The sequence below is a fragment of the Spirochaetota bacterium genome (assembly GCA_004297825.1).
Taxonomy (GTDB): Bacteria; Spirochaetota; UBA4802; order UBA4802; family UBA5368; genus FW300-bin19.
This window is the reverse complement of sequence record SCSX01000085.1, coordinates 1-23,224: the sequence shown is the minus strand read 5'-3', so window position 1 is coordinate 23,224 and position 23,224 is coordinate 1. Positions and strand designations below refer to the sequence as shown.

At 59.9% G+C, this 23,224-nt stretch carries 22 protein-coding genes; 17 read left to right on the top strand and 5 right to left on the bottom strand.

Annotated elements, in window-relative coordinates; all coding sequences use genetic code 11:
* On the bottom strand, positions 1 to 375 hold a 375-nt coding region (locus EPN93_19050), incomplete at its 3' end, for a hypothetical protein (protein TAL30968.1).
* 209 nt (positions 376 to 584) lie between these two features.
* Between EPN93_19050 and EPN93_19045 the strand changes: the two genes are divergently transcribed.
* The 5 genes from EPN93_19045 (at position 585) to EPN93_19025 (ending at position 6,096) form a co-directional block, all read left to right on the top strand.
* The gene (locus EPN93_19045; protein TAL30967.1) at positions 585 to 1,661 is read left to right on the top strand and encodes a hypothetical protein; all 1,077 of its coding nucleotides are present in this window, start codon (positions 585 to 587) and stop codon (positions 1,659 to 1,661) included.
* Between the two features lie 37 nt (positions 1,662 to 1,698).
* Positions 1,699 to 2,472, top strand: a complete 774-nt coding sequence (locus EPN93_19040; GenBank protein TAL30966.1) for a carbon monoxide dehydrogenase — start codon at positions 1,699 to 1,701, stop codon at positions 2,470 to 2,472.
* 265 nt (positions 2,473 to 2,737) lie between these two features.
* The gene (locus EPN93_19035) at positions 2,738 to 3,103 is read left to right on the top strand and encodes a hypothetical protein (GenBank protein TAL30965.1); all 366 of its coding nucleotides are present in this window, start codon (positions 2,738 to 2,740) and stop codon (positions 3,101 to 3,103) included.
* Between the two features lie 31 nt (positions 3,104 to 3,134).
* Entirely contained in the window at positions 3,135 to 4,664 is a 1,530-nt protein-coding gene (locus tag EPN93_19030; protein ID TAL30964.1) for an insulinase family protein, read from the top strand.
* Between the two features lies 1 nt (position 4,665).
* Positions 4,666 to 6,096, top strand: a complete 1,431-nt coding sequence (locus tag EPN93_19025; protein ID TAL30963.1) for an insulinase family protein — start codon at positions 4,666 to 4,668, stop codon at positions 6,094 to 6,096.
* Positions 6,097 to 6,103: 7 nt separating this feature from the next.
* Here EPN93_19025 and EPN93_19020 read toward each other — a convergent pair whose 3' ends face one another.
* Together EPN93_19020 and EPN93_19015 are read right to left on the bottom strand one after the other, a co-directional pair.
* Positions 6,104 to 6,988, bottom strand: a complete 885-nt coding sequence (locus EPN93_19020; GenBank protein ID TAL30962.1) for a hypothetical protein — start codon at positions 6,986 to 6,988, stop codon at positions 6,104 to 6,106.
* A complete protein-coding gene (locus tag EPN93_19015) occupies positions 6,985 to 7,374 on the bottom strand; it encodes a PilZ domain-containing protein (protein TAL30961.1) in 390 nt (129 codons plus the stop codon). The genes EPN93_19020 and EPN93_19015 overlap by 4 nt, the downstream gene beginning before the upstream one ends.
* Before the next feature lie 260 nt (positions 7,375 to 7,634).
* Here EPN93_19015 and EPN93_19010 point away from each other — a divergent pair, with 260 nt between their 5' ends.
* Positions 7,635 to 9,266, top strand: a complete 1,632-nt coding sequence (locus tag EPN93_19010; protein ID TAL30960.1) for a CTP synthase — start codon at positions 7,635 to 7,637, stop codon at positions 9,264 to 9,266.
* Between the two features lie 19 nt (positions 9,267 to 9,285).
* On the opposite strand, the gene EPN93_19005 is transcribed toward EPN93_19010, so the two are convergent.
* Positions 9,286 to 10,383 carry an SMP-30/gluconolactonase/LRE family protein gene (locus tag EPN93_19005; protein ID TAL30959.1) on the bottom strand — a complete coding sequence of 366 codons (1,098 nt, stop codon included), beginning with the start codon at positions 10,381 to 10,383 and terminating at the stop codon, positions 9,286 to 9,288.
* Positions 10,384 to 10,714: 331 nt separating this feature from the next.
* Here EPN93_19005 and rpoN point away from each other — a divergent pair, with 331 nt between their 5' ends.
* From rpoN to priA, 11 genes are all read left to right on the top strand, one after another.
* Positions 10,715 to 12,160: an RNA polymerase sigma-54 factor gene (gene rpoN / locus EPN93_19000; GenBank protein TAL30958.1), complete on the top strand. Its 1,446-nt coding sequence runs from the start codon at positions 10,715 to 10,717 to the stop codon at positions 12,158 to 12,160.
* A complete protein-coding gene (gene raiA, locus EPN93_18995) occupies positions 12,157 to 12,963 on the top strand; it encodes a ribosome-associated translation inhibitor RaiA (protein ID TAL30957.1) in 807 nt (268 codons plus the stop codon). The genes rpoN and raiA overlap by 4 nt, the downstream gene beginning before the upstream one ends.
* A gap of 11 nt (positions 12,964 to 12,974) precedes the next feature.
* Positions 12,975 to 13,934, top strand: coding sequence for an HPr kinase/phosphorylase (locus tag EPN93_18990; GenBank protein TAL30956.1), 960 nt, complete (start codon positions 12,975 to 12,977; stop codon positions 13,932 to 13,934).
* A complete protein-coding gene (locus EPN93_18985) occupies positions 13,927 to 14,190 on the top strand; it encodes an HPr family phosphocarrier protein (protein ID TAL30955.1) in 264 nt (87 codons plus the stop codon). Before EPN93_18990 ends, EPN93_18985 begins: the two co-directional genes overlap by 8 nt.
* Positions 14,174 to 14,803: a hypothetical protein gene (locus EPN93_18980; GenBank protein TAL30954.1), complete on the top strand. Its 630-nt coding sequence runs from the start codon at positions 14,174 to 14,176 to the stop codon at positions 14,801 to 14,803. Before EPN93_18985 ends, EPN93_18980 begins: the two co-directional genes overlap by 17 nt.
* Before the next feature lies 1 nt (position 14,804).
* Positions 14,805 to 15,353, top strand: coding sequence for a hypothetical protein (locus EPN93_18975; GenBank protein TAL30953.1), 549 nt, complete (start codon positions 14,805 to 14,807; stop codon positions 15,351 to 15,353).
* Entirely contained in the window at positions 15,353 to 15,913 is a 561-nt protein-coding gene (locus EPN93_18970; protein TAL30952.1) for a DUF4390 domain-containing protein, read from the top strand. The genes EPN93_18975 and EPN93_18970 overlap by 1 nt, the downstream gene beginning before the upstream one ends.
* Before the next feature lie 93 nt (positions 15,914 to 16,006).
* A complete protein-coding gene (locus EPN93_18965) occupies positions 16,007 to 17,866 on the top strand; it encodes a HAMP domain-containing protein (protein TAL30951.1) in 1,860 nt (619 codons plus the stop codon).
* A 10-nt stretch (positions 17,867 to 17,876) separates the two neighbouring features.
* Entirely contained in the window at positions 17,877 to 19,238 is a 1,362-nt protein-coding gene (locus EPN93_18960) for a sigma-54-dependent Fis family transcriptional regulator (protein ID TAL30950.1), read from the top strand.
* Between the two features lie 9 nt (positions 19,239 to 19,247).
* Positions 19,248 to 19,934, top strand: coding sequence for a hypothetical protein (locus EPN93_18955; protein ID TAL30949.1), 687 nt, complete (start codon positions 19,248 to 19,250; stop codon positions 19,932 to 19,934).
* Complete coding sequence (priA, locus tag EPN93_18950) at positions 19,931 to 21,886, top strand: primosomal protein N' (protein ID TAL30948.1); 1,956 nt, start codon at positions 19,931 to 19,933, stop codon at positions 21,884 to 21,886. The genes EPN93_18955 and priA overlap by 4 nt, the downstream gene beginning before the upstream one ends.
* A 22-nt stretch (positions 21,887 to 21,908) precedes the next feature.
* Here the strand turns inward: priA and EPN93_18945 are convergent, their stop codons facing one another.
* Positions 21,909 to 23,132 (bottom strand): hypothetical protein, encoded by a 1,224-nt coding sequence (locus tag EPN93_18945; GenBank protein ID TAL30947.1) that lies wholly within the window; start codon positions 23,130 to 23,132, stop codon positions 21,909 to 21,911.
* Between the last annotated feature and the right edge of the window lie 92 nt (positions 23,133 to 23,224).

The window sequence follows — 23,224 nt, the reverse complement described above, 5'->3', positions numbered from 1 at the left end:
CCTCTGGCCGATGGCATAGTGAGCAAATTTTGCATAGTTATGCCTGCTTTTCTTATCTTGCAACATTTCTTCCAGATATCGGTCCGTTGCCATCGCCACCAGGTAGGAGACGGAAAACCTACCAAGCTTCCGAAAATCCGAAACAAGCTCATTCTCAGCCTCCCTGAAGCAAATCGGAAAACAGTGCCAAAGCTTCCGGGGATCGCGCGGCTGGTACTTCACCAGGGTAAACCCCCCCTGGAAGTGATCGATATCGCCCCGTATGCGGCTAAGAAGCATAATCACGACCTCGCGTTGGGATTTTCCAAGCCTAATGGCGGCGATGCCTATCTTAAAGAAGATATCCTTTCTCATGTTGATGCTCGTTCGCAGCATTCCGTATCCTCCAGGAAAAACGTGGAGCGTATGAAATGAATACGAAGGGGGGGATGAAAATATGAGCATTTTCATGGATTTTCGATGTGAAACTCCCGGAATTTAATTCGCACCCATGGCGACATCCGCCGATCGGCAGAAAAAGGGCTTGATGAAATCCCGCCGCGCCGGGCATACTGCTCCTCAATTCTTTTAACCCGGAGACTTACATGAAACCGATCCGCCCGCTCATCGCAACCGCCATCGGGAGCTTCCCCTTCACCGATGCCGATACCGCGCTCGACCTTGTCTTCTCGTCGATACCCGACGCCCCGGTATGGCCGCAGCTTCCCAAGCTGGGCCTCCACGAGCAGATGGAGATACAGTATTCCGAGGGAATGCCGCGTGTGGTCATAGACGAAGAGAAAGGCCGCATGTATTTCGACACCTCGGGCGATTACTCCGAGGAATTCGCGGAGTTTTACGAAAAGTACATGCGCGCGATGGACCCCTCCGACGGGAACGGGGACTGCGGGGCGCTCGCGATAAGCCCCGGATACTCGCAGGGGATTTACGCGTTCGAGAAACGGCTGCAGGCGTCCGGGAAAAAATTTCCCTGCGTGAAGGTGCAGACCACGGGCGCGTGCTCGTTTGCGCTCACCATAACCGACGAGAACAAGCGCGCGATTTACTACAACGAGGAATTTCGCGACGTGATCGTGAAGGCGCTGGCGATGAAGTGCCGCTGGCAGATACAGAAGTTCCAGCCGTATGCCGAGAACGTCATATGCTTCATCGACGAGCCTATCCTCTCGGCCTTCGGGTCGTCGACGTATATAGGCGTGAAACGCGAGGACGCGATCGCGCTCGTGAGGGAACTCGTGGAGGCGGTGCAGGCGGACGGCGCGGCCGCCGGGGTGCACTGCTGCGGCAATACCGACTGGTCCATACTCGTGGACGCCGGTGTCGATATCGTCAACTTCGACGCCTACGGCTACGGGGAGACCATCGCGCTCTACCCCGAGGCCCTCGGGCGCCATATCGGGCGCGGGGGCATGCTCGCCTGGGGGATCGTGCCCACGTCGCCGGCGATACGGGCGGAGGCCACGGACTCGCTCGCCGCCAGGTTCGACACGCTTGTCAACCATGTAGTGGAGCGCGCCGGCATAGACCGGAAGACGCTCCTGGCACATTCCATAATCACGCCCTCGTGCGGCACGGGCTCGCTCGACCCGGACGACGCGCGCGCGGTATTCTCCCTTCTCCGCGATCTTCCCGCCCGGCTGGCGCGCGCGTTCGGGTCCTGAAGGTCCCGCCATTGGAAATTAATTGAGCACCGGCGGCATGGGATTTTCGATCGCGATTACCGGGAAGGGGGGGACGGGCAAGACCACGCTCGCGGGACTCATCGTGTCCTCGCTCGTGAAGGCGGAGAAGGTCCCCGTGCTCGCGGTGGACGCCGATCCCAACTCGTGTCTTGACGGCGTGCTGGGCGTAGAGTCATGCGCCTCGGTAGGCGGGGTGCGCGAGGAGGCGCGCGACGAGTCCGCGAAGGGCGCCCTCGCGGGAATCGCCCGGAGGGACTGGCTTGAGCTCAAGATCGCGGAGTGCCTGGTCGAGGCGGAAGGCTTCGACCTCATCGCGATGGGAAGGCCGGAGGGGCCGGGCTGCTACTGCTACGCCAACAACGTGCTCAGGGACGTGATCGCCGCGATTGCAAAAAATTATCCCTTCATGGTCATCGACAACGAGGCGGGGCTTGAAAACCTCTCGCGCCGGATCGTGCAGCGCGTTGACCTCCTCATCATGGTCGCCGACGCCTCGCGGCGCGGCATCGAGACGCTCGCGCGGCTGTACGAGCTCGCGCGGGAGATGAAGATCGAATTCGGAAAAAGCGCCGCGATGATAAACCGCATGCGCGGCGCGCGCCTCCCCGACGAATCCCGGGCCCTGCTTTCGCGCATCCCCCTGGACACGGTACTGTACCTTCCCGAGAACGACGACCTCGCGCGCTGGGGAGAGGAGGGGAGGAGCCTGTTCGAACTGCCGGGGGATAACGCGGTCGTCCGCGAGTTGCGCGCGTACCTGCTCGATCACGTCATTTCCGGCGCACGCTGAAAATTCGCCGCCCCGACAGGCGGCATGCCTGTGATCGTACCCGAAACCGCGAATATGAAATAAAACCCTCCCGGCCCAGAAAAATTGAGACCGGGCGTATTCTCCCGACAGTAGTATCGGCACATATGCCGTAGCGTGAACCGGGAGCGGGCACAATTTGACGGGGCCGGTACTGGAATATTAATTTCTAAAAATTATGCTTGCCGGTCAGACAGTTTAGTGTTTATTGCATGCAGGGGTTGCGCGTAGAACAGGAAATTAATTTATGGACGGCAAGGAAAGGACCGCACTCATCCGGCAGGGGAACGAGCTCTTCAACAAGGGCGAGATCAGGAAGGCTGGCGAGGTATTCGCCCGGACCATGTACCGGGACGGCCTCACGCGCGTGGGAGACCATTTTTATTTCGACAAAAAACTCCCGCTGGTCGCGGTGACGTACTACCGTCTCGCGGGCGCCACGGACAAGATTAACGAGATTTACGCGCGCATGGTGATGGCGTTGGGGGAATGGCTCGGCCGTAAACCCGGCGACGACGACGCGGCGGGCAGGGTGAGCCTGCCTCCGCTCAAGGTTTCCCCGAAGCTCAAGATACTGGCCGAGGAAATTCTTCGTGACGGAAAGAACGGATAAGCGGGATGCGGGGAAGAATGGGGACGGTTCGATGAAGATGAAGAGATGGTGCGCGGCATGCGCCTTGCTTGCAGTGTTCCTTACGTCGGTAGCGCGGGGCGCCGATAAACCGGAGGATCCCCTCGCGATGCTCAAGGCGGGGGTTTCTTATAAAAAGCTGGGTAACGGGATAAACGTGATCGTGGTGAACCGCGGATACTCTCCCACCCTCGCGCTCATCACCTCGTTTCGCGTGGGCTCCGCCGACGAGAGCTATAAAACCATAGGCGCGGCGCACCTGCTCGAACACATGCTGTTCAAGGGAACCGACCGGCTGGGCACCAAGGACTATGCGCGCGAAAAACCGCTCCTTGACCAGATCGAGCTTATCGGCGATTCGCTCGACAAGATACGCATGGAAAATCCGGGCGACAAGCGCATCCCGGGACTGGTGAACCAGCTCAAGAAACTGCAATCGGAGGCCTCGGCCTTCGTGGTGGGCTCGCCCTACGACAAGACCTATTCGACGAACGGCGGCGTGGGCTTCAACGCGTGGACCTCGCGCGACATGACCGCGTACTTCATAGAGCTCCCCTCGTCGAAGCTCGAGCTCTGGGCCCAGCTCGAAAGCGAGCGGCTGCGCAATCCCGTTATGCGCGATTTCTACCTGGAGCGCAACGCGGTCATGGAGGAGCGCCTCATGCGGTACGATTCGAAAGGCGCGGACGGGCTCATGGAGCGCTTTATCGCCACGGCGTTTCTCGCGCACCCGTATCGGCATCCCGTTATCGGCTGGGCGTCGAGCATCAAGTACCTTTCGGTGTTCGACGTGAAGGATTTCTACAAGACGAATTACATCCCCCCGCGCATGACGATCACCATCGCGGGGAAGCAAAACCCGGAAGAGACGTTCGCGATGGTGGAAAAATATTTCGGGAAACTCGAGGGCAGGGACAACGGGGGCGGCATTCCCCTGCGCGAGCCCGCCCGCCAGGGAGAGACGCGGGTCGAATACCGGTTCGACGCGAATCCCTGCCTGTTCATAGGATGGGGCAAGCCCAGCTTCCAGTCGCCCGACGATATCGTGTGCGATATCATCGCCGGACTCCTCGCCGACGGAAAAACCTCCCGGCTCTACCGCTCGCTCGTGACAGAAAAAAAGCTCGCGGTCTCGGTGGAAGCGTCCGCGGATTTTCCGGGTGCGCGTTACGACAATCTGTTCCTGGTGGAGGCGGAGCCCCGCCACCCGAGGACCGCGCAGGAGCTCGAGGACGCGATCTACGAAGAGATCGAGCGTCTGAAAAACGAGGTGAACGAGGAGGAGATCGCGCGGGTGGTGAGCCGCGAGGAGGCATCCTTCATTTTCGATCTCGCGTCGAACAAGGGAGTCGCCCGCACCCTCAACTATTACCAGACGGTGTACGGGGACTGGCAGTACGCGCTCCGCTATCTCGACACGGTAAGGACGGTCACCCCGGCTCGCGTGAAGGAGGTCCTCACGAAATATTTCGTGAAGGAAAACCGAACCGTGGGCGTGTTGGTGAGAGCCTCGAAACAAAAGTCCAGAGAACCAGGTAAGTGAAGTGAAAAAATCCCGTATCCCCCTTTCGCTGCGCGGGGCGCTTCCGTGCGCGCTCGCGCTTTTTTCCGCCATGGCCGTGCCCCAGGAGGCCCGTCCCCAGGCCGTTAAGCCCGCGTCCGTGGCGATGGAGCTTTCGCTTCCGCCGGTCGAGTCCTTCCTCGCGGGAAACGGCATGAAAATGTTTTTCATGCGCGACGAGCTTCCTCAAGTGACCATCGTGCTCTCGGCCGGGTACGGGCGGCTTTACGAAAACGCGCGGACCGCGGGAATGGCGGAGCTCATGGCGAAATCGGTGATACTGGGCGGATCGAAAAAGTACCCTGGCGAAGCCCTGCATACCGTGGTCGAATCGGTGGGCGGGAGGATCGGCATCGAGGCCGGATGGGAAACCACGGTGATCTCCATCCGAATGCTCGCCCGGCACGCCGGGCTCGCCTTCGATATCGTATCCGACCTGGTGAAGAATCCCAATTTCGACGCAAAGTATATCGGCGACGCGCGTGGGATGCTCATCGAGGGGGTGCGGCGCAAGATGGACAGCCCCGAGGCCATTGCGTTCGAAAAGGTCCGTGAGCTTATTTTCGCGGGCACGGGTTACGGGGCCGTGACCACGGAGAAGTCGCTCAACTCCATAACCGCCGAGGAGATGGCACGCGCATGGCGCATCTACTTCCGCGGCGGCAATATCATCGCCGGGATGTCCAGCTCGATCGCGATCAATGATCTCAGGGAAATGGCGATGGGCGTCTTCGGAGACGTGATGAAGGGCGAGGGGCTTCCCTACCCGGCCGACAGGATCAAGATCGAGGGCGATGTGCGAAATCAGGCAAAAAAGATTTTCCTGGTTCCCAAGGCCGTTCCCCAGGCGACGATCGTCATGGGTACGGTGGCCCCCCCCGTGGGCGATCCGCGCGCCTACGCGCTCTCCGTGATGAATTACATCCTGGGGGAGGGATCGTTCAACTCAAGGCTCATGCAGGAGATCCGCGTGAAGCGCGGGTTGTCGTACTCGGTGCAGTCCATCATGCGGTTTAGGCGCGACCTGGGCTTGTTTCTCGCCTTCGCGCAGACGCGCACCGACCAGGCCGACCAGGCGTTCGATCTCATGCTCCAGAACGTACGGTTGATGGCGACCGCGCCCGTGAGCGGCGAGGAGCTCGACTGGGCGCGCAGCTCGATGATATATAGTTATATATTCGACTTCGAGACTCCCCTGGAGGTGCTGGCCCAGTACAGCATGGTCCAGTATAACCGCCTCCCCGAACGCTACCTTGCCGACTACACGAAGATGATAGGCGCGGTCACGAAGGAGATGGTGCTCGCGGGCGCCGACGAGCTTTTAAAAAACGGGCTGGTCAGGGTGGTCGTGGGGGACGAGTCGCTGAAAGGTCCTTTGTCGAAATTCGGCGAGGTTGTAGTGGTCCAGCCCTGACAACGGGTCAGCGCGAGAAGTTATTCCTGTTGTAAACGTATTCCTCCAGTTTCGCAATGTCCCGCATGATCTTTCCGCTCTCGCGCAACGTGTTCGCGAGGGAGGTCGTCGCGTCCAGGTAGCACTGCTTTTCGGGGAGGGTGATTCCCTTGACCTCGTCGATTTTCTTGTCCTGTAAAAAGTAGTCCAGGTCTTTCAAGCCCTTGAAGAGCGCGTTGTAAAGGTTTTTGATAGAATTGAACATTTCAAAGTGGAACACGAACTTCATCCGCTTTTCGTAATCCCCGATCGCCTCGAAGACGTCGCGGCCCTTGTTGTCCAGCTTGGATTCGTAGTATGAAAGCGAGCGGGGATAGCTCACGATCTCCTTGTGGTTGTCCAGCACCTTTTCTATGCGCTTGATGCCGTCTATCTCCAGGCTGCGGAATATCTGGATGAGCACGTTCGCCTCGCCGCGTTCGGTCTCCGGCACGACGTGCGAGTTCTTGATGTTCATCATGATCCCCGCGATCCGGTCGCGGTGCGTCTTCATGGTTTCCATCGCCTGGGAGATATACTGTTCGGACTCGAATACGTCCTCGGTCTCCGGCGCGTCTTCCCCGCCGGCCGCGACATGTCCGGCGTCCTCTGCCCGCTGGCTTCCCACGGCCTCGTGCTCGCCGTTGGCCGACTTCATGCGCCTGTGCCGGACCAGTTGCTGCTGGAAGTAGGAGGATTTCTGGGCGGGGGTGCGGATAATTTTTATGACTTCAATTTTCTTCGAATCGCGGTTGTACCTGAGCCCGAACATGTTTCCCCGCGCGTCGATGTACCGGTTGTTCAGGTCATAGACCGTGGTCGACGAGGTTTCTATCTCGGAGATGTCGTTTATGCGAATGAACCGCGTTTTCATTTCCCGGATGCGAACCGCTCCGCGCTGATTTCCTCGTGCACCTCGTCAAACTGGATCGCCAGGTAGGCGTCCTCCTTTACCTTGACAGCCGCGTATTTCATCGCGACCTCGGAAGGGTTGTTCTTGAGCAGTCCCGTGCGCACCACGCTCCCCTTGAGCAGATGCCTGTTCTTGCCCTCGGTGACCTTCAGCCGTACGGGCATGTTGATGCCGAGCCGCTCGTTGGTGACGACGAATGCGCCGCCCTTGCTGATATCGAGCATGGCGCCCTTGCCGTGCATGGGGACGGAAAGCTCGACGTCGATCGTCTCGGGGTTTCCTTCCCAGTATTCGAACTCGATTTTAACGAAGCACTGGTGTCGTTCGAATTTCCGCTTTTCTGTCATGTCGTCCGTTCCTCGATCAGGACGCGCTCTCCCCGGGAGGAGGCGCCTGAGTATATAGCCGGGCTTAATTCCGACGCCGGACTTGAGATGGGGATACCGGTCGGGGGGTTTCAGCCGGACGTGAGCCTAGCGCACGCGCGGGGAGGTGTCAAGCCTTGTTTTTTCGATAAATGCGCTAAAATGGAATTGACGGATCGAATTTAACGTCCATATTATGTCGTATCTCCAACTCCTCAGAAAGACATTCAAGGGTGACGACCATGACTGATAAAAAAACGCGATTTATTTTCGTGACGGGCGGTGTTTGTTCGTCGCTCGGAAAGGGCATTTCGACCGCTTCCCTGGGATTGCTCCTGGAGGGTCACGGATATCGCGTCTCGGCGGTGAAGATGGACCCTTACATCAATATCGATCCCGGGACCATGAGCCCTTACCAGCACGGCGAGGTGTACGTGACCGAGGACGGGGCCGAGACCGACCTGGATTTAGGATACTACGAGCGGTTCACCAGCGCGAATCTCACCAAGAGAAACTCCGTGAGCACGGGTCAGATATACTTCGCGGTGATCGAGCGCGAGCGCCGCGGAGACTACCTGGGGCGCACGGTGCAGGTGATACCGCACATCACCAACGAGATAAAAAAGCGCATCTACGACGTCGCGGCCGATGACGACCTTGACTTCCTTCTCATCGAGATCGGCGGAACGGTGGGCGACATCGAGTCCGTCCCCTTCCTTGAGGCGATACGCCAGATACGCCAGGAGCTGGGAAGCCGCAGGGTGCTCAACGTGCACCTCACGCTGGTTCCCACCATCACCGTCGCGGGGGAGTCGAAGACCAAGCCCACCCAGCACTCGGTGAAGGAGCTCATGCAGATAGGGATCATCCCGGACATGCTGCTCTGCCGCTCCGGCAAGGTGCTTTCGGAGGACATGCGCGGCAAGATCGCGCTCTTCTGCAACGTAACGGAGCGCAACGTCATATCGGCGATCGACATCAAGAGCTCAATCTACGAGATTCCCTACATGCTCCATAACAACGGTTACGACGAGATCGTGCTGGAGCACTTCGGCATGGAGAAGAACCACCTTAACATCGCGGAATGGGACAGGTTTTTTCACGCGTTCCAGAACCCCACGCGCAAGGTGCACATCGCGGTCGTGGGGAAATATATTTCCCTGCAAGATGCCTATCGGTCCATATACGAGGCGCTCCTGCATGGCGCGGTGGCGAACGAGGCGGAGCTGGTCATCACCCGCATAGATTCGGAGGACATCGAGAAGAAGCAGAAGGCGGGGCTCAAGAGCCTCTTCCAGAAGATAGACGGCATACTCGTGCCCGGCGGATTCGGGAACCGCGGCATCGAGGGCAAGATCATGGCGATAGGGCACGCGCGGAAGGAGAATATCCCGTTCTTTGGAATTTGCCTGGGCCTGCAGCTTGCGGTGGTGGAGTTCGGGCGCAACGTCTGCGGGCTGGAAAACGCGAACAGCTCGGAGTTCGACCCCACCTCCCCGCACACGGTCATATCGCTCCTGGAGGAGCAGGAGATCATCGAGAAGATGGGCGGCACCATGCGCCTGGGCGCCTACGAGTGCCAGTTGCGCGAGGGGACGAGGGTCCGCGCCATCTACAACCGCGAATCGGTCATGGAGCGCCACCGCCACCGCTTCGAGTTCACGCTCAAGTACAGGGAAATTTACGAGAAGAACGGGATGGTGTTTGGCGGTACGCACCCGAAGACCGGCCTTGTAGAAACCATCGAGGTTCCCACCCACCCGTGGTTCGTGGGCACGCAATTTCACCCGGAGTTCAAGTCGAAGCCGACCAGCCCGCACCCGCTCTTCAAGGCCTTCATCAAGGCCGCGGTCGAGGCGGGGAAGGGGAAATAATTCCGTTCTCCGCTCCGCCTCACTTCGCCATCCAGCCGATCCCCTTCGCGTGCAGGCTCTGGATGTAGAGCCGGTCGCGCGTCTCGGTTACCGATGTGGTCTCCGGATATGCCCCCGCGGGGTCCTGCATATCGGCGACGATCTTTCCGTCCTCCATGAAGGCGATCACGTGCCCGTAAGCCTTCGGCACCGGCCACATCGCGCGCGGCAGGCGCAGGGTAAGCTTTCTCATGAACGGGTTCCCGGCCAGCTTGTCCACGGTGGGGTTCCGGGGCTTCGCGAATCCCAGCCAGATTTTGCCGTCCAGGCCGCGCATGAGGTTATCCGGATAACCGGGCAGGTTTTCCAGGAGGACGCTCGCCAGGGGGCTTTGCTGCGCGATGTCGAGGCTCGCGGCCCGGACTGATATCTTCCACACCCGGTACTTCCCCGTCTCGTTGACGAAGAGCCACTGCCCGTCCGCGCTCAGGGCGATGCCGTTGGCGAAGCTGAAGCCCTTTGCGACGATGCGGGTCTTCTTCGTCGCGGGGTCGTATTCCAGGATGCGCCCGGTGCACGACTGCTCAATGATGTCCAGGATGCTGGCCTCGAAGGTACCGCCCCACTCGGCCGGGGCGAAACGCATCGAGGCGTCGCTCAGGAAAATCTTTTCGTTTACGGCGACCACGACCGCGTCCGCGTAGCGAATGGGGTCAGAGCCCGCCTTGTCGGCGAGAAGGGTGATCTTCCTGTCGGGGCTTATTGAAAGCAGGCCCTTGACCGCGTCGGCGGCGATGAGGTTCCCGGCCGCGTCAAAATCAAACCCGAGCACCCTTCCGTCGGTGTTGGCGAAGACCTCCTGGGCGCTTCCGTCCTGGTTCATTCTTATTATGTTGCCGCTCGCCACGGTGGCGTAGAGCCTGCCGTCCCTGGCAAGCGCGATGTGTTCGGGGCCTTCCTCTTTTCCCAGCGGAATCATTTTCAGATTGGCCAGTTTTTCATTCACCGCATGTGCCCCGGTGTAGCCGGGCGCTGTCGGCGCGCTCCAGATTACGGGATCCGCGGGGACAGGCCAAAGGGTAAGGTAGGCTGCTAAAACGATGAATATAATAGCGGCCGCGATAAGTGGTTTCTTCATAATTATAACCCTTCCTTTGTTCTGTGGACCCGGTTTATTTTCAGCGGCGGACGGTGAACGGTGTCGATATATGCAGAACTATAATGAATCAAAATATGCACAGTAGCAAGAAAAATATCGATCCTGGTGCAAGACGCCGCGTGCAGCGAAAGGTCAATATCGGACCATTAAAAATCTTTGAAGGCCGCCCCCTAATTTATTATTGATTTAATATAGAAGGCCCCCTACCATGTTAGTATATTACTGGTAACGTGATACGGACGCGAGTTCCACGCCGGGCAAAAGCAGCCGGCGCCGGGGTGGCGATAGAAGCTTGGGTGTCGGACAGGGAATGGCGGTATCGATAAAAATAGGATTGCAGCAGAACCAGAAGCTTGTGATGACGCAATCACTCAAGCAGTCGATCGAAATGCTGCAGCTGTCCACGGTTGATCTTGCGGAACTCATTTCCAGGGAGCTCGTCGAGAACCCCATTCTCGAAGAGGACGCGGTCGTTTCCCCCGACGAAGAGAACGGCGATATTTTCCAGCGCATCACAAACCGGTTGAGCGGTGACGATTCTCTCTCCGAGCGTTTCGAGGAAAGGTCGAGCGCCTATTCCGACGCGAGCGACAGCGGCTATCCGCGCGATTCGGACGGCGAGGATCGCACGCGCGCGCTCATCGAAAACGCCGAGGCCCGGGCCGAATCCCTCATCGAGCATCTCCTCTCGCAGGCGCGCATCATGTCGAAAAACGACAGGGAGCTCGCACTCCTCGAAGAGGTTATAACCTCGCTCGACGAGAGGGGCCTCTTGGGCGTTCCTCTTGAGACGATCGCGCTCGAAATGGGCGCGAGCATCGAGGAGGTACGCGCGGCCATGCGCCAGGTAGCATTGCTCGACCCGCCGGGGTGCGGCGCGCTGGATATCCGGGAAAGCCTGGAGATGCAGGCCCTCGCGAAATACCCGGACGAGGAGATGCTCCACGCGATCATCGGGCGCTATTTCAAGGAGCTGGAAAGCCTGGATTACGAACGCATCGCGAAGGGGCTGGGCGTCACCCTTGCGGAGGTCGTGGAGAAGAGCAGGCTCCTTCATTCGCTCAATCCGTTCCCGGGCCGGGCGTTTTCGGCGTCCGGGACCCGTTACATCGTCCCCGACCTGGAGGTAAAAATCGCGGGAGACGAGCTCCTCATCACCCTGATCGACGACTGGATCCCCAGGATCAGGATCAACGGCTACTATGCGCGCATGCTCAGGAAAAAAAGTATTGATAAAAACCTGCGGTCCTACATCAAGGACAGGATGCAATCGGCGCGCGATTTACTGAAAAATATTTCAAACAGGCGGGATACGATTCTCAGGGTTACGGGCGCCATCATGCTGCACCAGAAGGAGTTTCTCCTGAAGGGGCAGGGATTCCTGCGGCCCCTTACCCACGCCGAAATCGCCCGCGAGGTGGGCCTGCACGAATCGACGGTCAGCCGCACGACCAGCAACAAGTTCGCGCAGACCCCGTGGGGAACGTTCGAATTAAAGTATTTCTTCGCGTCCCGGCTGAAGGGCGGGGGCGCCGGGGAAGTCTCCTCCGACAACGTCATGAACGCGGTGCGCGACCTTATCGCGCGGGAAGACGCGGCATGCCCGTTGAGCGACGAGGAAATTCTGGAAAAGCTCCGATACGGCGGTATCGACTGCGCCCGCCGGACCGTTGCGAAATACCGGGGGATAATGGGCATACCCCCCTCCGCAATGCGCAGAAAATTAAATATGATCAAGAACGAGGTCAAAGCATGAAGATTACGCTCACGGGAAGACATGTCGAGGTCACGGATAGTCTCAGGGATTATGCCGGGAAGAAGGTCGCCAAGTTCGAAAAGTATTTCCACCAGCTCATCGATTCCTACATGATACTCTCGGTGGAAAAGCTCGACCACGTGGTCGAACTGCTCATCAACGGCGACGGCGTACAGTTTTATGCCGTGGAAAAATCCGGAGACATGTACTCGTCCATCGACCTCCTCGTCGACAAGATGGAAAAGCAGGTCGTGAAATACAAGGAAAAGCACACGGGGCACAAGGTGGTTCCCCTTTCGACGATAATGACGGCCGAGCCCGCCTCACCGCAGATGAAGGAGCTCCTCCTGAACCAGGTGAGCAACAAGCCCAAGGACGAGATCGAGGCCTACCTCGAGATGAAGCTCGATAACATGAATTGCATACTTTTCAAAAAAGGCATGAAGGACGCCGCGAATTCCATGGATTTTCTCAACAAGAACTACGCGCTTATCTACCGGAACGGGATGGCGGTAAAGATGATCGAGATCCCCGTGGAGATGATCAAGGCAAACTCCTTCGATTCCGGGCGCTTCGTCGAATGGGACCTCATGGTGCACAGTGATTCTCCCGCCGACCCTAAGATCGAGCTCAAGAAGTGCGGCTCCCCCGCGAAGGTCGAAAACCTTTCCATCGCCGAAGCCCTGGAGCGTTTCACCGGATCGGGCGCCGAGTTCATGCCCTTCTTTAACAACGAGACCAACTATCTGAATCTCATCTACAAGAAGGGCAAAAACTTGGAAATAATGGTGCCCGCGTTCTAGCGCCACGATACATGGAAAAGCGCACGATTTACATCCGTGATCTCAGGGACAACGAGAGCAAAATAGACCTGCACCTCGTGCTCGTGGCCGGAAAGGACGGGCTCGATAAAGAGATCCACATGGGGGACATCAACCGGCCGGGCCTTGGCCTGGCGGGTTTCTTCGATTTCTTCGCGTACGACAGGGTGCAGATATTCGGGCTGGGGGAAACGGCCTTCATGCGCCAGTTGGGGCCCGACAGGAAGCGGGAGATATACGAACGCTTCTTCTCCTACCACGTGCTCTGCTGCATTTTCACGCACAACGAGCATCCCGACGAGTTTTTCCTGGAGCTTGCGAACCAGCACAAGGTTCCCACCTTCGTGACGACCCATCGAACGACGAGGTTTATCAGCCTCCTTACCCACGTAATGGAGGAAATTTTCTCGCCCCTGGTGGTCATCCATGGAACGCTCGTGGACGTATTCGGCGTGGGCGTGCTTCTCATGGGAAAGAGCGGGGTGGGCAAGAGCGAGTGCGCGCTGGAGCTCGTGGAGCGGGGTCACCGGCTGGTTGCCGACGATATCGTCGAAATCCGCAAGATCGACGAGTCCCTCCTCATGGGGTACGGATCGGAGGTGATCCGCCACCACATGGAGATCCGGGGGCTCGGGATCATCAACGTCAAGGACGTGTTCGGTATACGTTCGGTGCGGAACCGCAAGCGTATCGAGCTTGCGGTGCTGCTGGAGGAATGGGCGAGCGGAAAGGAGTATGACAGGCTGGGCATTGACGAGAGCAAGTATCCCATCCTGGACCTGGACGTCCCGTTCATTACCGTACCGGTCCGTCCCGGCCGAAACATACCGATTATTATCGAAACCGCCGCCCTGAACCAGAGGCTAAAAAAAATGGGCGTCTACTCGGCAAGAGAGCTTGACAACCGCATACAGCACTGGATGATGATGGAAGGCAGGAAGCGGCATGACTGAGAAAGAGGTGGTGGTAAAGAGCGACGCAGGCGTACACGCCCGCCCCGCGATGATGTTCGTTCGCGAGGCGATGAAGTTTCCCTGCGAGGTCTTTATCGTAAAGGATGAAATCGAGGCCAACGGGAAATCTATCATGTCCGTCCTGGGACTGGCAATCACTTCGGGTACGAAGCTCATCGTACGCGCCGCCGGGCAGAGCGAGGCGGACGCGGTCGCAAGCCTTGTCGCATTGATTGAAAATGATTTCAAGAACTGACAAACCCGCCGCCTCGTGCGGAACCCGGTCCCTCGCCCCCGCCGCGAGGGTGGTTGCGGCGTGCGCGCTTATCCTGTCCATTTTCATCATGTCGGCCGTGAACGCCAATGCCCAGGTCGCCGCTCCCGGCGGAGAGAAGAAACCCTCGATCGAAGGGCTCGAATACGATTCGATCCTCTTTTCCAAGAAGCTGGATCCCATCTTCGCGGGAATGCTCTCATGGTACATGCCGGGCCTGGGCCAGTACTATTCCGCCGAATACACGAAGGGGACGATTTTCCTCGTGACCGAATACACGCTCGTGTTCGGCGCGATCTTCTACTACCTGAATATCGACTTCGCCGCAGGGACGGGCTCCGGCTTCAACCTCAGGGTCGACGCGAAGAGGACCGATCTGGGCGTGGTCGAAACCTCGCGGCGCAACGTGTTCTTTGGCCTGATCGGTATCGCGGTAGGATTGCACCTCTACAACATGTACGACGCGGTCATGTCGGCGCGGGGCTACAATACGAGGCTTGAAAAATCGCGTATCCAGTACCGTGAAATTTACCCGAAGCTCGATTTCGGCTCCGACGGCAAATCGCTATTTTTAGGTGTGGAGCGGGCGCTATAAGATGAAACGCATACTCGGATCGTGCCTCGCGCTGGCCTTTGTTTTTAATAGCGCACTCGCCGCCGTCCCGGCGGACCTCTCCGCCGCCGAGCCCGATGCGGGCACCATGAGTGCTTATTCGTTCGATTTCCCGGAGCGCAAGGAGCCCTTCGTCGCGGGACTTCTCTCGTGGTCCTGGCCCGGACTGGGCCAGTTTTACACGCAGGATTACGCACAGGGCTCATTCTTCCTCATGGCCGACCTCATCCAGAAAGGCCTGTTGATCTACCTTATAAGTTATTATTCGGACAAGTACACACAGAATAAAAACGATGTGGTGGTGTGGAAGAACATGGAGGCGCAGGACAAGACAATCATCATCGCGTACGCCTTCTCCTTCCTGGTGTTGCGCGTCGCCTGCGTGCTGAACGCGGTGGGCTCCGCGGAAACCTACAACCGTGAAATATATTTCCCCTACTGGAAATCGCAGAACAAGGTGCGCTTTTCGTTCGACGTGAAACCCGGCGGGTTGAACGTCGGCGTGACCAGTCCCCTCTACAGCGCGTATTAATGGACATGATCCGGAAACCGCTTTTCTCCCTCGCTATGATATCCGTCCTCCTCGCACCTGCCGCGCTCGCGGCGAGTGAGATACAGTTCGGCGCGGTCGAGGTATCGGACGAAAAGCTTCGTGTGAACCTCATGGTCGGATCCTACCAGGGCCAGGATATCGTCGAGGCCATCAAGAGGGGAATCGAGGTCAAGCTCATGTTCGAGATACAGGTGTATCGGCCCGCGGCCTTCTTCCTGCTGGGGAACAAGGTGGATTTCGACAGGATCATCCGCCGCACGGTGAAATACGATTTCTGGACAAAATCCTTCGTGGTCGTCGAGGGGCGCAAATCGGTGTCGTTCCAGAGCGAAAACGCAATGATCGAGTATTTCTTCTCGGTGAAGGATTACGACGTCGTGGACATAAGCATGATAAAGAGCCAGGGTTACGCGATACGGGCGCGCGCCGAGCTCACGTCTGTCGAGCTTTATTTCCCCATGAGTCTCATCTTCAAATACATGGTGGGATTCTGGAACTTCGATACCGGCTGGGAATACGGGCCCAAGCTCGACTACTAGGGTCGGCCCCCGCGGCGACGTGAAAGCGTTTACAGGAGCTGCCGGTTCGCGAATCGGCCACATGACCTCCAGGGAAAATACATCATCCGGTTCATGCGCGGGACGAAGATTTGCGGGATCGTCCGGGGAAGTCTTTTCCCTGCGCGCGGGGACGGGCACGCGGTGAATTTCGGGAAGGGCATCCAGGGGGGCGCCGGGGGGAGGCCGCGTTTCGAGGACGCGATTTTCCTGCTGGGTATATTCGCTTTCGCCGCGCTCCTGATCCTGGGTCTCTTTCCCAAAAACGCGGCGGGCCCGGAAGAGGGAAAGAGCGTCTACCCCTTCCTCATGATGGCGGTACCCGCGATCGTCGCCGTGTATTTCATCATCATCTCCTTCAGGCGCAGGCTGTCCGAGCGCTCGGCGGCCCCCGTCTCCGGAATCAGGTTCAAGATCGCGCTCGCGTTCGTGTTCGTGGCGATACTGCCCTCGCTGCCCATCATCCTGATATCGAACAACATCTTCAGCCACGCCCTGAACGAGCTCATCGCGGAGAAGACGGCGCAGTCGCTGGACGAGTCACTGCGCATGGCCCGCGACGTGCTCGCACAGAAAAATGCGGACATGCAGGCGGAGATCGCGACCCTCGAGCATGTGATGGCCGCGGGGATGCTCCCGTCCGCCGCGCAGGGATCCAGGGACGCGATCGACGGGATGTTCGCGATCAGGGGATATGACGTGGGGTACTTTAAAATCCTGGAGGCCGGCGACCTTGGGAACATCGTGTCGGACACCGGGTCCATGAAACATGCCGATATATCCGACTCCGTCCTGAAGCTCCTGCGCGCGGTGCGCGTCGATCAGGGGCGAAAGGTCTATTCGATATCCGTGGGGGCGCAATCGGTGTTGCTGGGCATGCTCGTTCGGGGGCAGCATGTCATCGCGCTCGCCTGCGTGATTCCGGCCGACGTATATGCGCGGATATCGCTGTTCGAGGAGTCGGTGGGCCGATACGCGCAGAGCGAATACCTGAAGCCCTATTTCGAAACGGGCGTGGGCGTGTTCCTCCTCGTGCTTTCGATCGTCATCATTTTATTGTCGATAGGGGTGAGCCTGGTGCTCTCCCGCAACATCACCAGGCCCGTGCTCGCGCTCGAGGAGGCCGCGCGCGCGGTGGCCTCCGGGCGGTTCGACATTGAGCTCAGGAGGGACTCGCAGGACGAGCTTTCGCTGCTCTTCGATTCGTTCAACAAGATGGTGCGGCAGCTGGAGGAGAGCCGCACGGTGATGTTTCACACGCAGAAGCTCGAGGCTTGGCGCGACATGGCCCGAAAGCTCGTTCACGAGATCAAGAACCCGCTTACGCCCATCCGCCTTTCGGCGGAACGGATCCAGAAACGCTATTCCGAAAATCATCCCGAGATCGGGAGCATCGTTATGACTGGGACCGATACCATCATCGAGGAAGTGAAGGTGCTCATGAACATGCTCTCGGAATTCACGCGCTTCGCCCGGCTCCCGGAAATCAATCCCGTGCTCGAGGACCTGAATCCCGCGGTGGAGGCATGCATTAATTTCTTTCACGGGAGCGAGGGGGTCCGTTTCCACCTGGACCTCGCCCAGGGGATTCCCCGGCTCCTTCTCGACAAGGGGCTTATCCGGCAGGCGCTCACCAATGTCGTGCAGAATTCGATTGACGCGCTTGGCGGAACCGGAAACGTGTATATCCGTACCTGGCGCGAAGACGGTCCCGCGGGGGCGCGCGCGTTTGTGAGCGTCCGCGACGACGGCCCGGGTATTAAGCCGGGAGATCTGGAGAAGATATTCGAGCCCACGTTTTCGACCAAGGCACACGGGACCGGGCTGGGTCTTACGATAGTGGAAAAGATCATCCTCGAGCACCGGGGGAAAGTGACCTGCCGGTCGAAGACCGGCGCGGGCACCGAGTTCGTATTCGAATTACCGATACCCTGAGGGAGGGCGCATGGCCCGGATACTCATCATAGACGACGAAGGCAACATCATCAAAACGCTCTCGGCGATACTGGAGGACGAGGGGCACGAGGTCGTCTCCGCGTCCACGGGAGGAGAGGGACTCGCCGCGTTCAAGCGGGGCGATATCGACGTCGTGCTCCTGGACGTGTGGCTTCCCGATATCGACGGGATCGAGGTTTTCTCGCGGATACGCGAGTCGCGTCCCGATTCCGCGGTCATCATGATTTCCGGGCACGGTTCGATCGACATCGCGGTGAAGTCGACCAAGATGGGAGCCTTCGATTTCCTCGAGAAGCCCCCCTCGATGGAGCGCGTCCTCACCTCGGTCAATAACGCGCTGGAGCAATTGCGCCTGCGGAGGGAGAACATCCAACTGCGCCGCGAGGTGCTCATGGAGGACGAGATGATCGGCGAATCGTCCGCCATGGCCGAGATCCGGCAGGTCATCGAGACGGCCGCCTCCACGAACGCGCGCGTGTTCATCACCGGGTCGAACGGCACGGGAAAGGAGCTGGTCGCGCGCGCGATCTTCCGCAAGTCACGGCGCTCGAACAAGCCCTTCATCAAGGTGAACTGCGCCGCGATCCCCACCGAGCTCATAGAGAGCGAACTTTTCGGCCACGAAAAGGGCTCGTTCACGGGCGCGGTCGCGCGCAGGCTGGGCAAGTTCGAGCTCGCGCATAACGGCACAATTTTCCTGGACGAGGTGTGCGACATGAGCGCGAGCGCGCAGGCGAAGGTCCTGCGCGTGCTGCAGGAGCAGCAGTTCGAGCGCGTGGGGGGGAGCGAGACGATATCGGTCGACGCGCGGGTGATCTCGGCGACGAACATAGACGTGGAAAAGGCGATTAGGGACGGGAACTTCCGGGAGGATCTCTACTACCGGCTGAACGTCATACCCATCCGTGTTCCGTCGCTCTCCGAGCGGCAGGACGATATCCCGCTCCTGGTTTCGTACTTCATGGATAAATTCACCAAGGAGCACGGTCTGGCGGGCAAGGAGATCACGGCGGACGGCATGGACCTGCTCCGGGGGCATCCCTGGCCCGGCAATATCCGCGAGCTCAAGAACGTGATCGAGCGCATCTGCATTATGGTGCGGAAGGAGGATATCGGCGCGACGGATATCCGCAAGCACCTGGCCGCCAGGGGCGATAAGGCCGCCCGCGCGGGAGACGGCTCGTCCCTCAAGTCCGCGCGCGAGGATTTCGAGCGCGACTACATCGTACGCACACTGGAAAAGAACGAGGGCAACGTGACACTCACCGCAAAAGAGCTGGGCATGGAGCGCACCAATCTCCATCGAAAAATAAAGCAGTACGGCATCGATACGGACCGCGCGGGGGAATGAGGCGGCGGCATGGACGATTCGAGAAGGGACATCGCGTCGATACTGCGGCGGCGGGGCGGGAGAAGCGTTCTCCCCTGGCGCGGCGAAGACGAGCGCTCGTATCTCGCGGGACTCCTGCGGGACGCCCCGGGGCGTTCCCCGGAACGCGCGCCGCGGGGCGAGGCTGCCGATGCGGCCCTCCCGCCTGTCAAATCCATTCCCGAGGAGATCGCTTCCTGCACGCGCTGCCAGGCGACGGGCGGGAAAAAGCTTCCCTTCGGGGGCGGCGGAAACGGTGTGATGATCATGCTCAACCCGCCCGCGATGATGGGCAGGGCGGAACGCGCCGCGTACCGGAAGGAATCCGCGGAACTTTTACGAAAGATGTGTGCGGCGATCGACCTGGACGTGGAGCAGTGCTATGTCACGGGCACCGTCAAGTGCGAGCCCGCGGGGGCGTCGCTTTCCCCGGGGGCCATGCTCGCCCAGTGCGAGCACATCCTCGACCGGGAGATCGCCGAAACAGACCCGCGCGTGATCCTGGTGATGGGGGACATGCTTCCGCTAAAAAGACTGAAAGACAGGCACACCTCCGCGCGCTGGTTCGCCGTCGAGCATCCCGTCGCGCTCATAAAGAACCCCGATTTAAAAATGCGCGCGTGGAACACGCTCAAGCTCGTGCGCCAGGCGATCGCGGACCCCGACGGGCGCGCATGAAATACGCCGACGTGTACGTGGGGTATCCCGTGGAGGGCTCGTTCACCTACCGGGTGCCGGAGGGCATGGACGCATTTCCCGGGATGCGCGCGCGCGTGAATTTCAAAAACCGCACCGTGACCGCGTTCGTGCACCGCGTTCACGGTGAAACGCCCGCCTTCAAGACCAAGGACATCCAGTCGCTCATCGATCCCGCGCCCATATTCGACGAACGCTTCACGGCGCTGTGCGCCTTCGTCGCCGATAATTATTTTTCCAGCATGGGCGAGGCGATGGCCATGGCGCTCCCCTCCGGCCAGCGCCCGTCCGCGCGGCACGAGGAGGATGCCGGCGTTTCGGCCGGCGCGCTCGTGCTCACGGAAGAGCAGCAGGCCGCCTGCGACGCGATTTTCGCCGCCCGGGACACGGGCGAGCGCGCGCACCTCGTGTTCGGCGTGACCGGGAGCGGGAAGACCGAGCTCTACATGGCCCTCGCGCGCCGGGTGATGGACGAGGGTAAATCGGTCATATACCTCGTGCCGGAAATTTCACTTTCATCGCAGGTCTTCACGAGGCTCAGGGGCATGTTCGGGAACGAGCTCATCGTGTACCACAGCATGCTTACGGCCAACCAGCGCCTTCACAACTGGCTCAAGTTCATGCGCGGTGAGGCGCGGATCGCGGTGGGGACGCGTTCCGCAGTGTTCCTCCAGGCGCCCGACCTGGGGCTCCTGATAATCGACGAGGAGCATGACGGCTCCTACAAGGAGCACAGCAGCCCCCGTTACAACGCGCGCAGGGTAGCCTTCAGGCGCGCGCGCGACGAGGGCGCGCTCCTGGTGATGGGATCGGCGACGCCCTCCGTAGAATCGCTCTACGCCGCCGAGCGCGGCATGATGCGGCTTCACATGCTCAGGAAACGATACGGCGGCGCGACACTCCCAAATATCGAGATCGCCCGCCTGGAATCGCTCTCCCCGTCCAAGATGCTCTCGACGCCGCTGCTGCTGGGGACCACGAAGGCGCTGGACGAGGGGGGACAGGCAATCTTCTTCCTGAACCGGAGGGGGTTCGCGCCCTTTCTCATCTGCGCGGGATGCGGCGCGGTCCAGGAATGCCCGCATTGCAGCATCAGTCTCAATTTCCACCGCGACGAGACCCTGCGCTGCCACTACTGCGGTCATTCGCGCAGGGTGCCGGAGGTGTGCCCCTCATGCGGGGACGCGAAGCTCGAAAAGGTGGGGACCGGGACCCAGCGCCTGGAGCACGCGGTCGAGAAGGCGTTCGCGGGAAGGAGGATTTTCCGGCTGGACCAGGACAGCGCGCGGCGGAAGGGGACCGCGGGGGATCTCGTCGCGGGAATGCAGAGCGGCGCGATAGACATACTGCTGGGAACCCAGATGGTCGCGAAGGGCTTCGATTTCCACGGCGTGACCCTCGTGGGCGTCATACTCGCCGACGTGGGGCTCAACATTCCCGATTTCCGCGCGTCCGAACGGATTTTCTCGCTCCTGCTTCAGGTGGCGGGACGGTGCGGGAGGGGAAGCTCGCCCGGCCGGGTGATCATCCAGACATTGAACGGCGATGCGGAGATATTCGAATTTCTCGTCCGGCACGACTACGCCGGTTTTTACCGCCGCGAGCTCGAACTTCGCAAGGCTTGCTCCTACCCGCCGTTCTCGCGGCTCGCGCGGCTCCTGGCCCGGGGGCCGTCGGAGGAGCGTGTGGCCAGGACCATCCAGGAGATAGCCGGGGCGCTCCGGCCGGTCGTATCGGCGGAAGGCTCGGGGACCGTGATGCTGGGACCCGTGGAGGCGCCCCTCGCGAAGATAGGCGGCAATTTCCGGCATCACATCATCCTGAAATCCCGCGACAACGAGGCGCTCCGGCGGGCGATCACGACCGCCCGTGCGTGCGTAATTCCGCATAACGTGTACCTGGAAATAGACGTGGACCCCGTGGAGCTCATGTAGGTGCGCGCCCCGCGCGCGCCGGCTACTTTTTCCCGCCCGCCATCGCCTCGCGCTCGATGATCTTGAACAACACCTCCCGGGGGGGCACGCCCTCGAACCTGCGCCCGTTGATGAAAAGGGTCGGCGTTGCGTTGATCGCGAGCGACTCGGCGAGCTTCAGGTCCTCGATGAGGCGCTCGTCGGTCCGGGGGGACTGTATCTCCCTGAGAAATGCGTCCGCGTCCGTGATGGACGAGGCGATCAGGAGCGCGGTGTCCAGCGTGTAGCGCCTGGCGATGTCGCCGTACGCCCCAAAATGCTTCATCAGGTATTCCTCGAACATCCCCTTACGGGCAGCCGCGATGAACGCGCGCGAGGCGAAGCATGAATTCTGGTATTTCGTGTGCCGTATGTACTCGTTGCATCCGCGGTCCAGTGGAAAGTTGTAATAGGTGAAGCGCACATTATCGCGGTAGCGCGCAACGACCTGCTTCTCCACCTGGTAGAACTTGTAACACGCGGAGCACAGAAAATCGGTGTAGACCGCGATCGTGACCGGGGCGTGCTCGTCTCCCAGCGCGAGGTCGCGCGCGGGCAGGCTCCTGGCCTCGGGTTCCCGGGAATAGAACTCGTTCACCATGGCCATGATATCATCGGCCCCCGGCTTTTCCGCGGCCGTTTTAACCGACAGTATGGTAGCGGTCGAGAACACCGCGAAGAACAGGAGCACGATGAACACGATGAACAGCGACGAGGCAGCGCGCCGGTCGGGCTCCATGGCGAATCCCAGGATCTCCCGCGTTATTTCACGGATTCCCGCACCGCGTTCCGCGCGCAGCGACCGGTACCAGAGTGCGGCCAGGGTCGCGATGAGCGCGTTGATCCCGTAGGTGAATACGCAGATGGTGCACAGGCTTTTCATGTACACGAGGATCGCGCCCAGGGCCATGTCGGCGAGGAGGCCCGCGGCGGCGAGGGCGGCGGTAAAGAGCCAGGCGACGGTCGCGTATCCGCCCCCGGCGTAATCGGCGATGAGCAGGATGAAAATAATCAGGATGTAGAAGAAGAGCCCGTAGGCGGCCACGGGAACGCCCAGGAACGCGGCGAAGTCCGACTGGCTCACGGCGTAGCACGGGTCGGCGATTCCGCCGCCGCACGAGATCACCCGCGCGTGGGCGTCGGGATAATAATGGTCCAGGAGCATGAGCGCGGAAAGCCCCGCACCCAGGATCGCGCACACGATAATCAGGTACATGAATTTTTTCATGGTTTCGTATACGCGTCCGCGCGATTTTTGTCAATCGGGATATGGGGTGGATGGGGGGCGGTAACGGGTAGAGACGTCCCGCCGGGACGTCT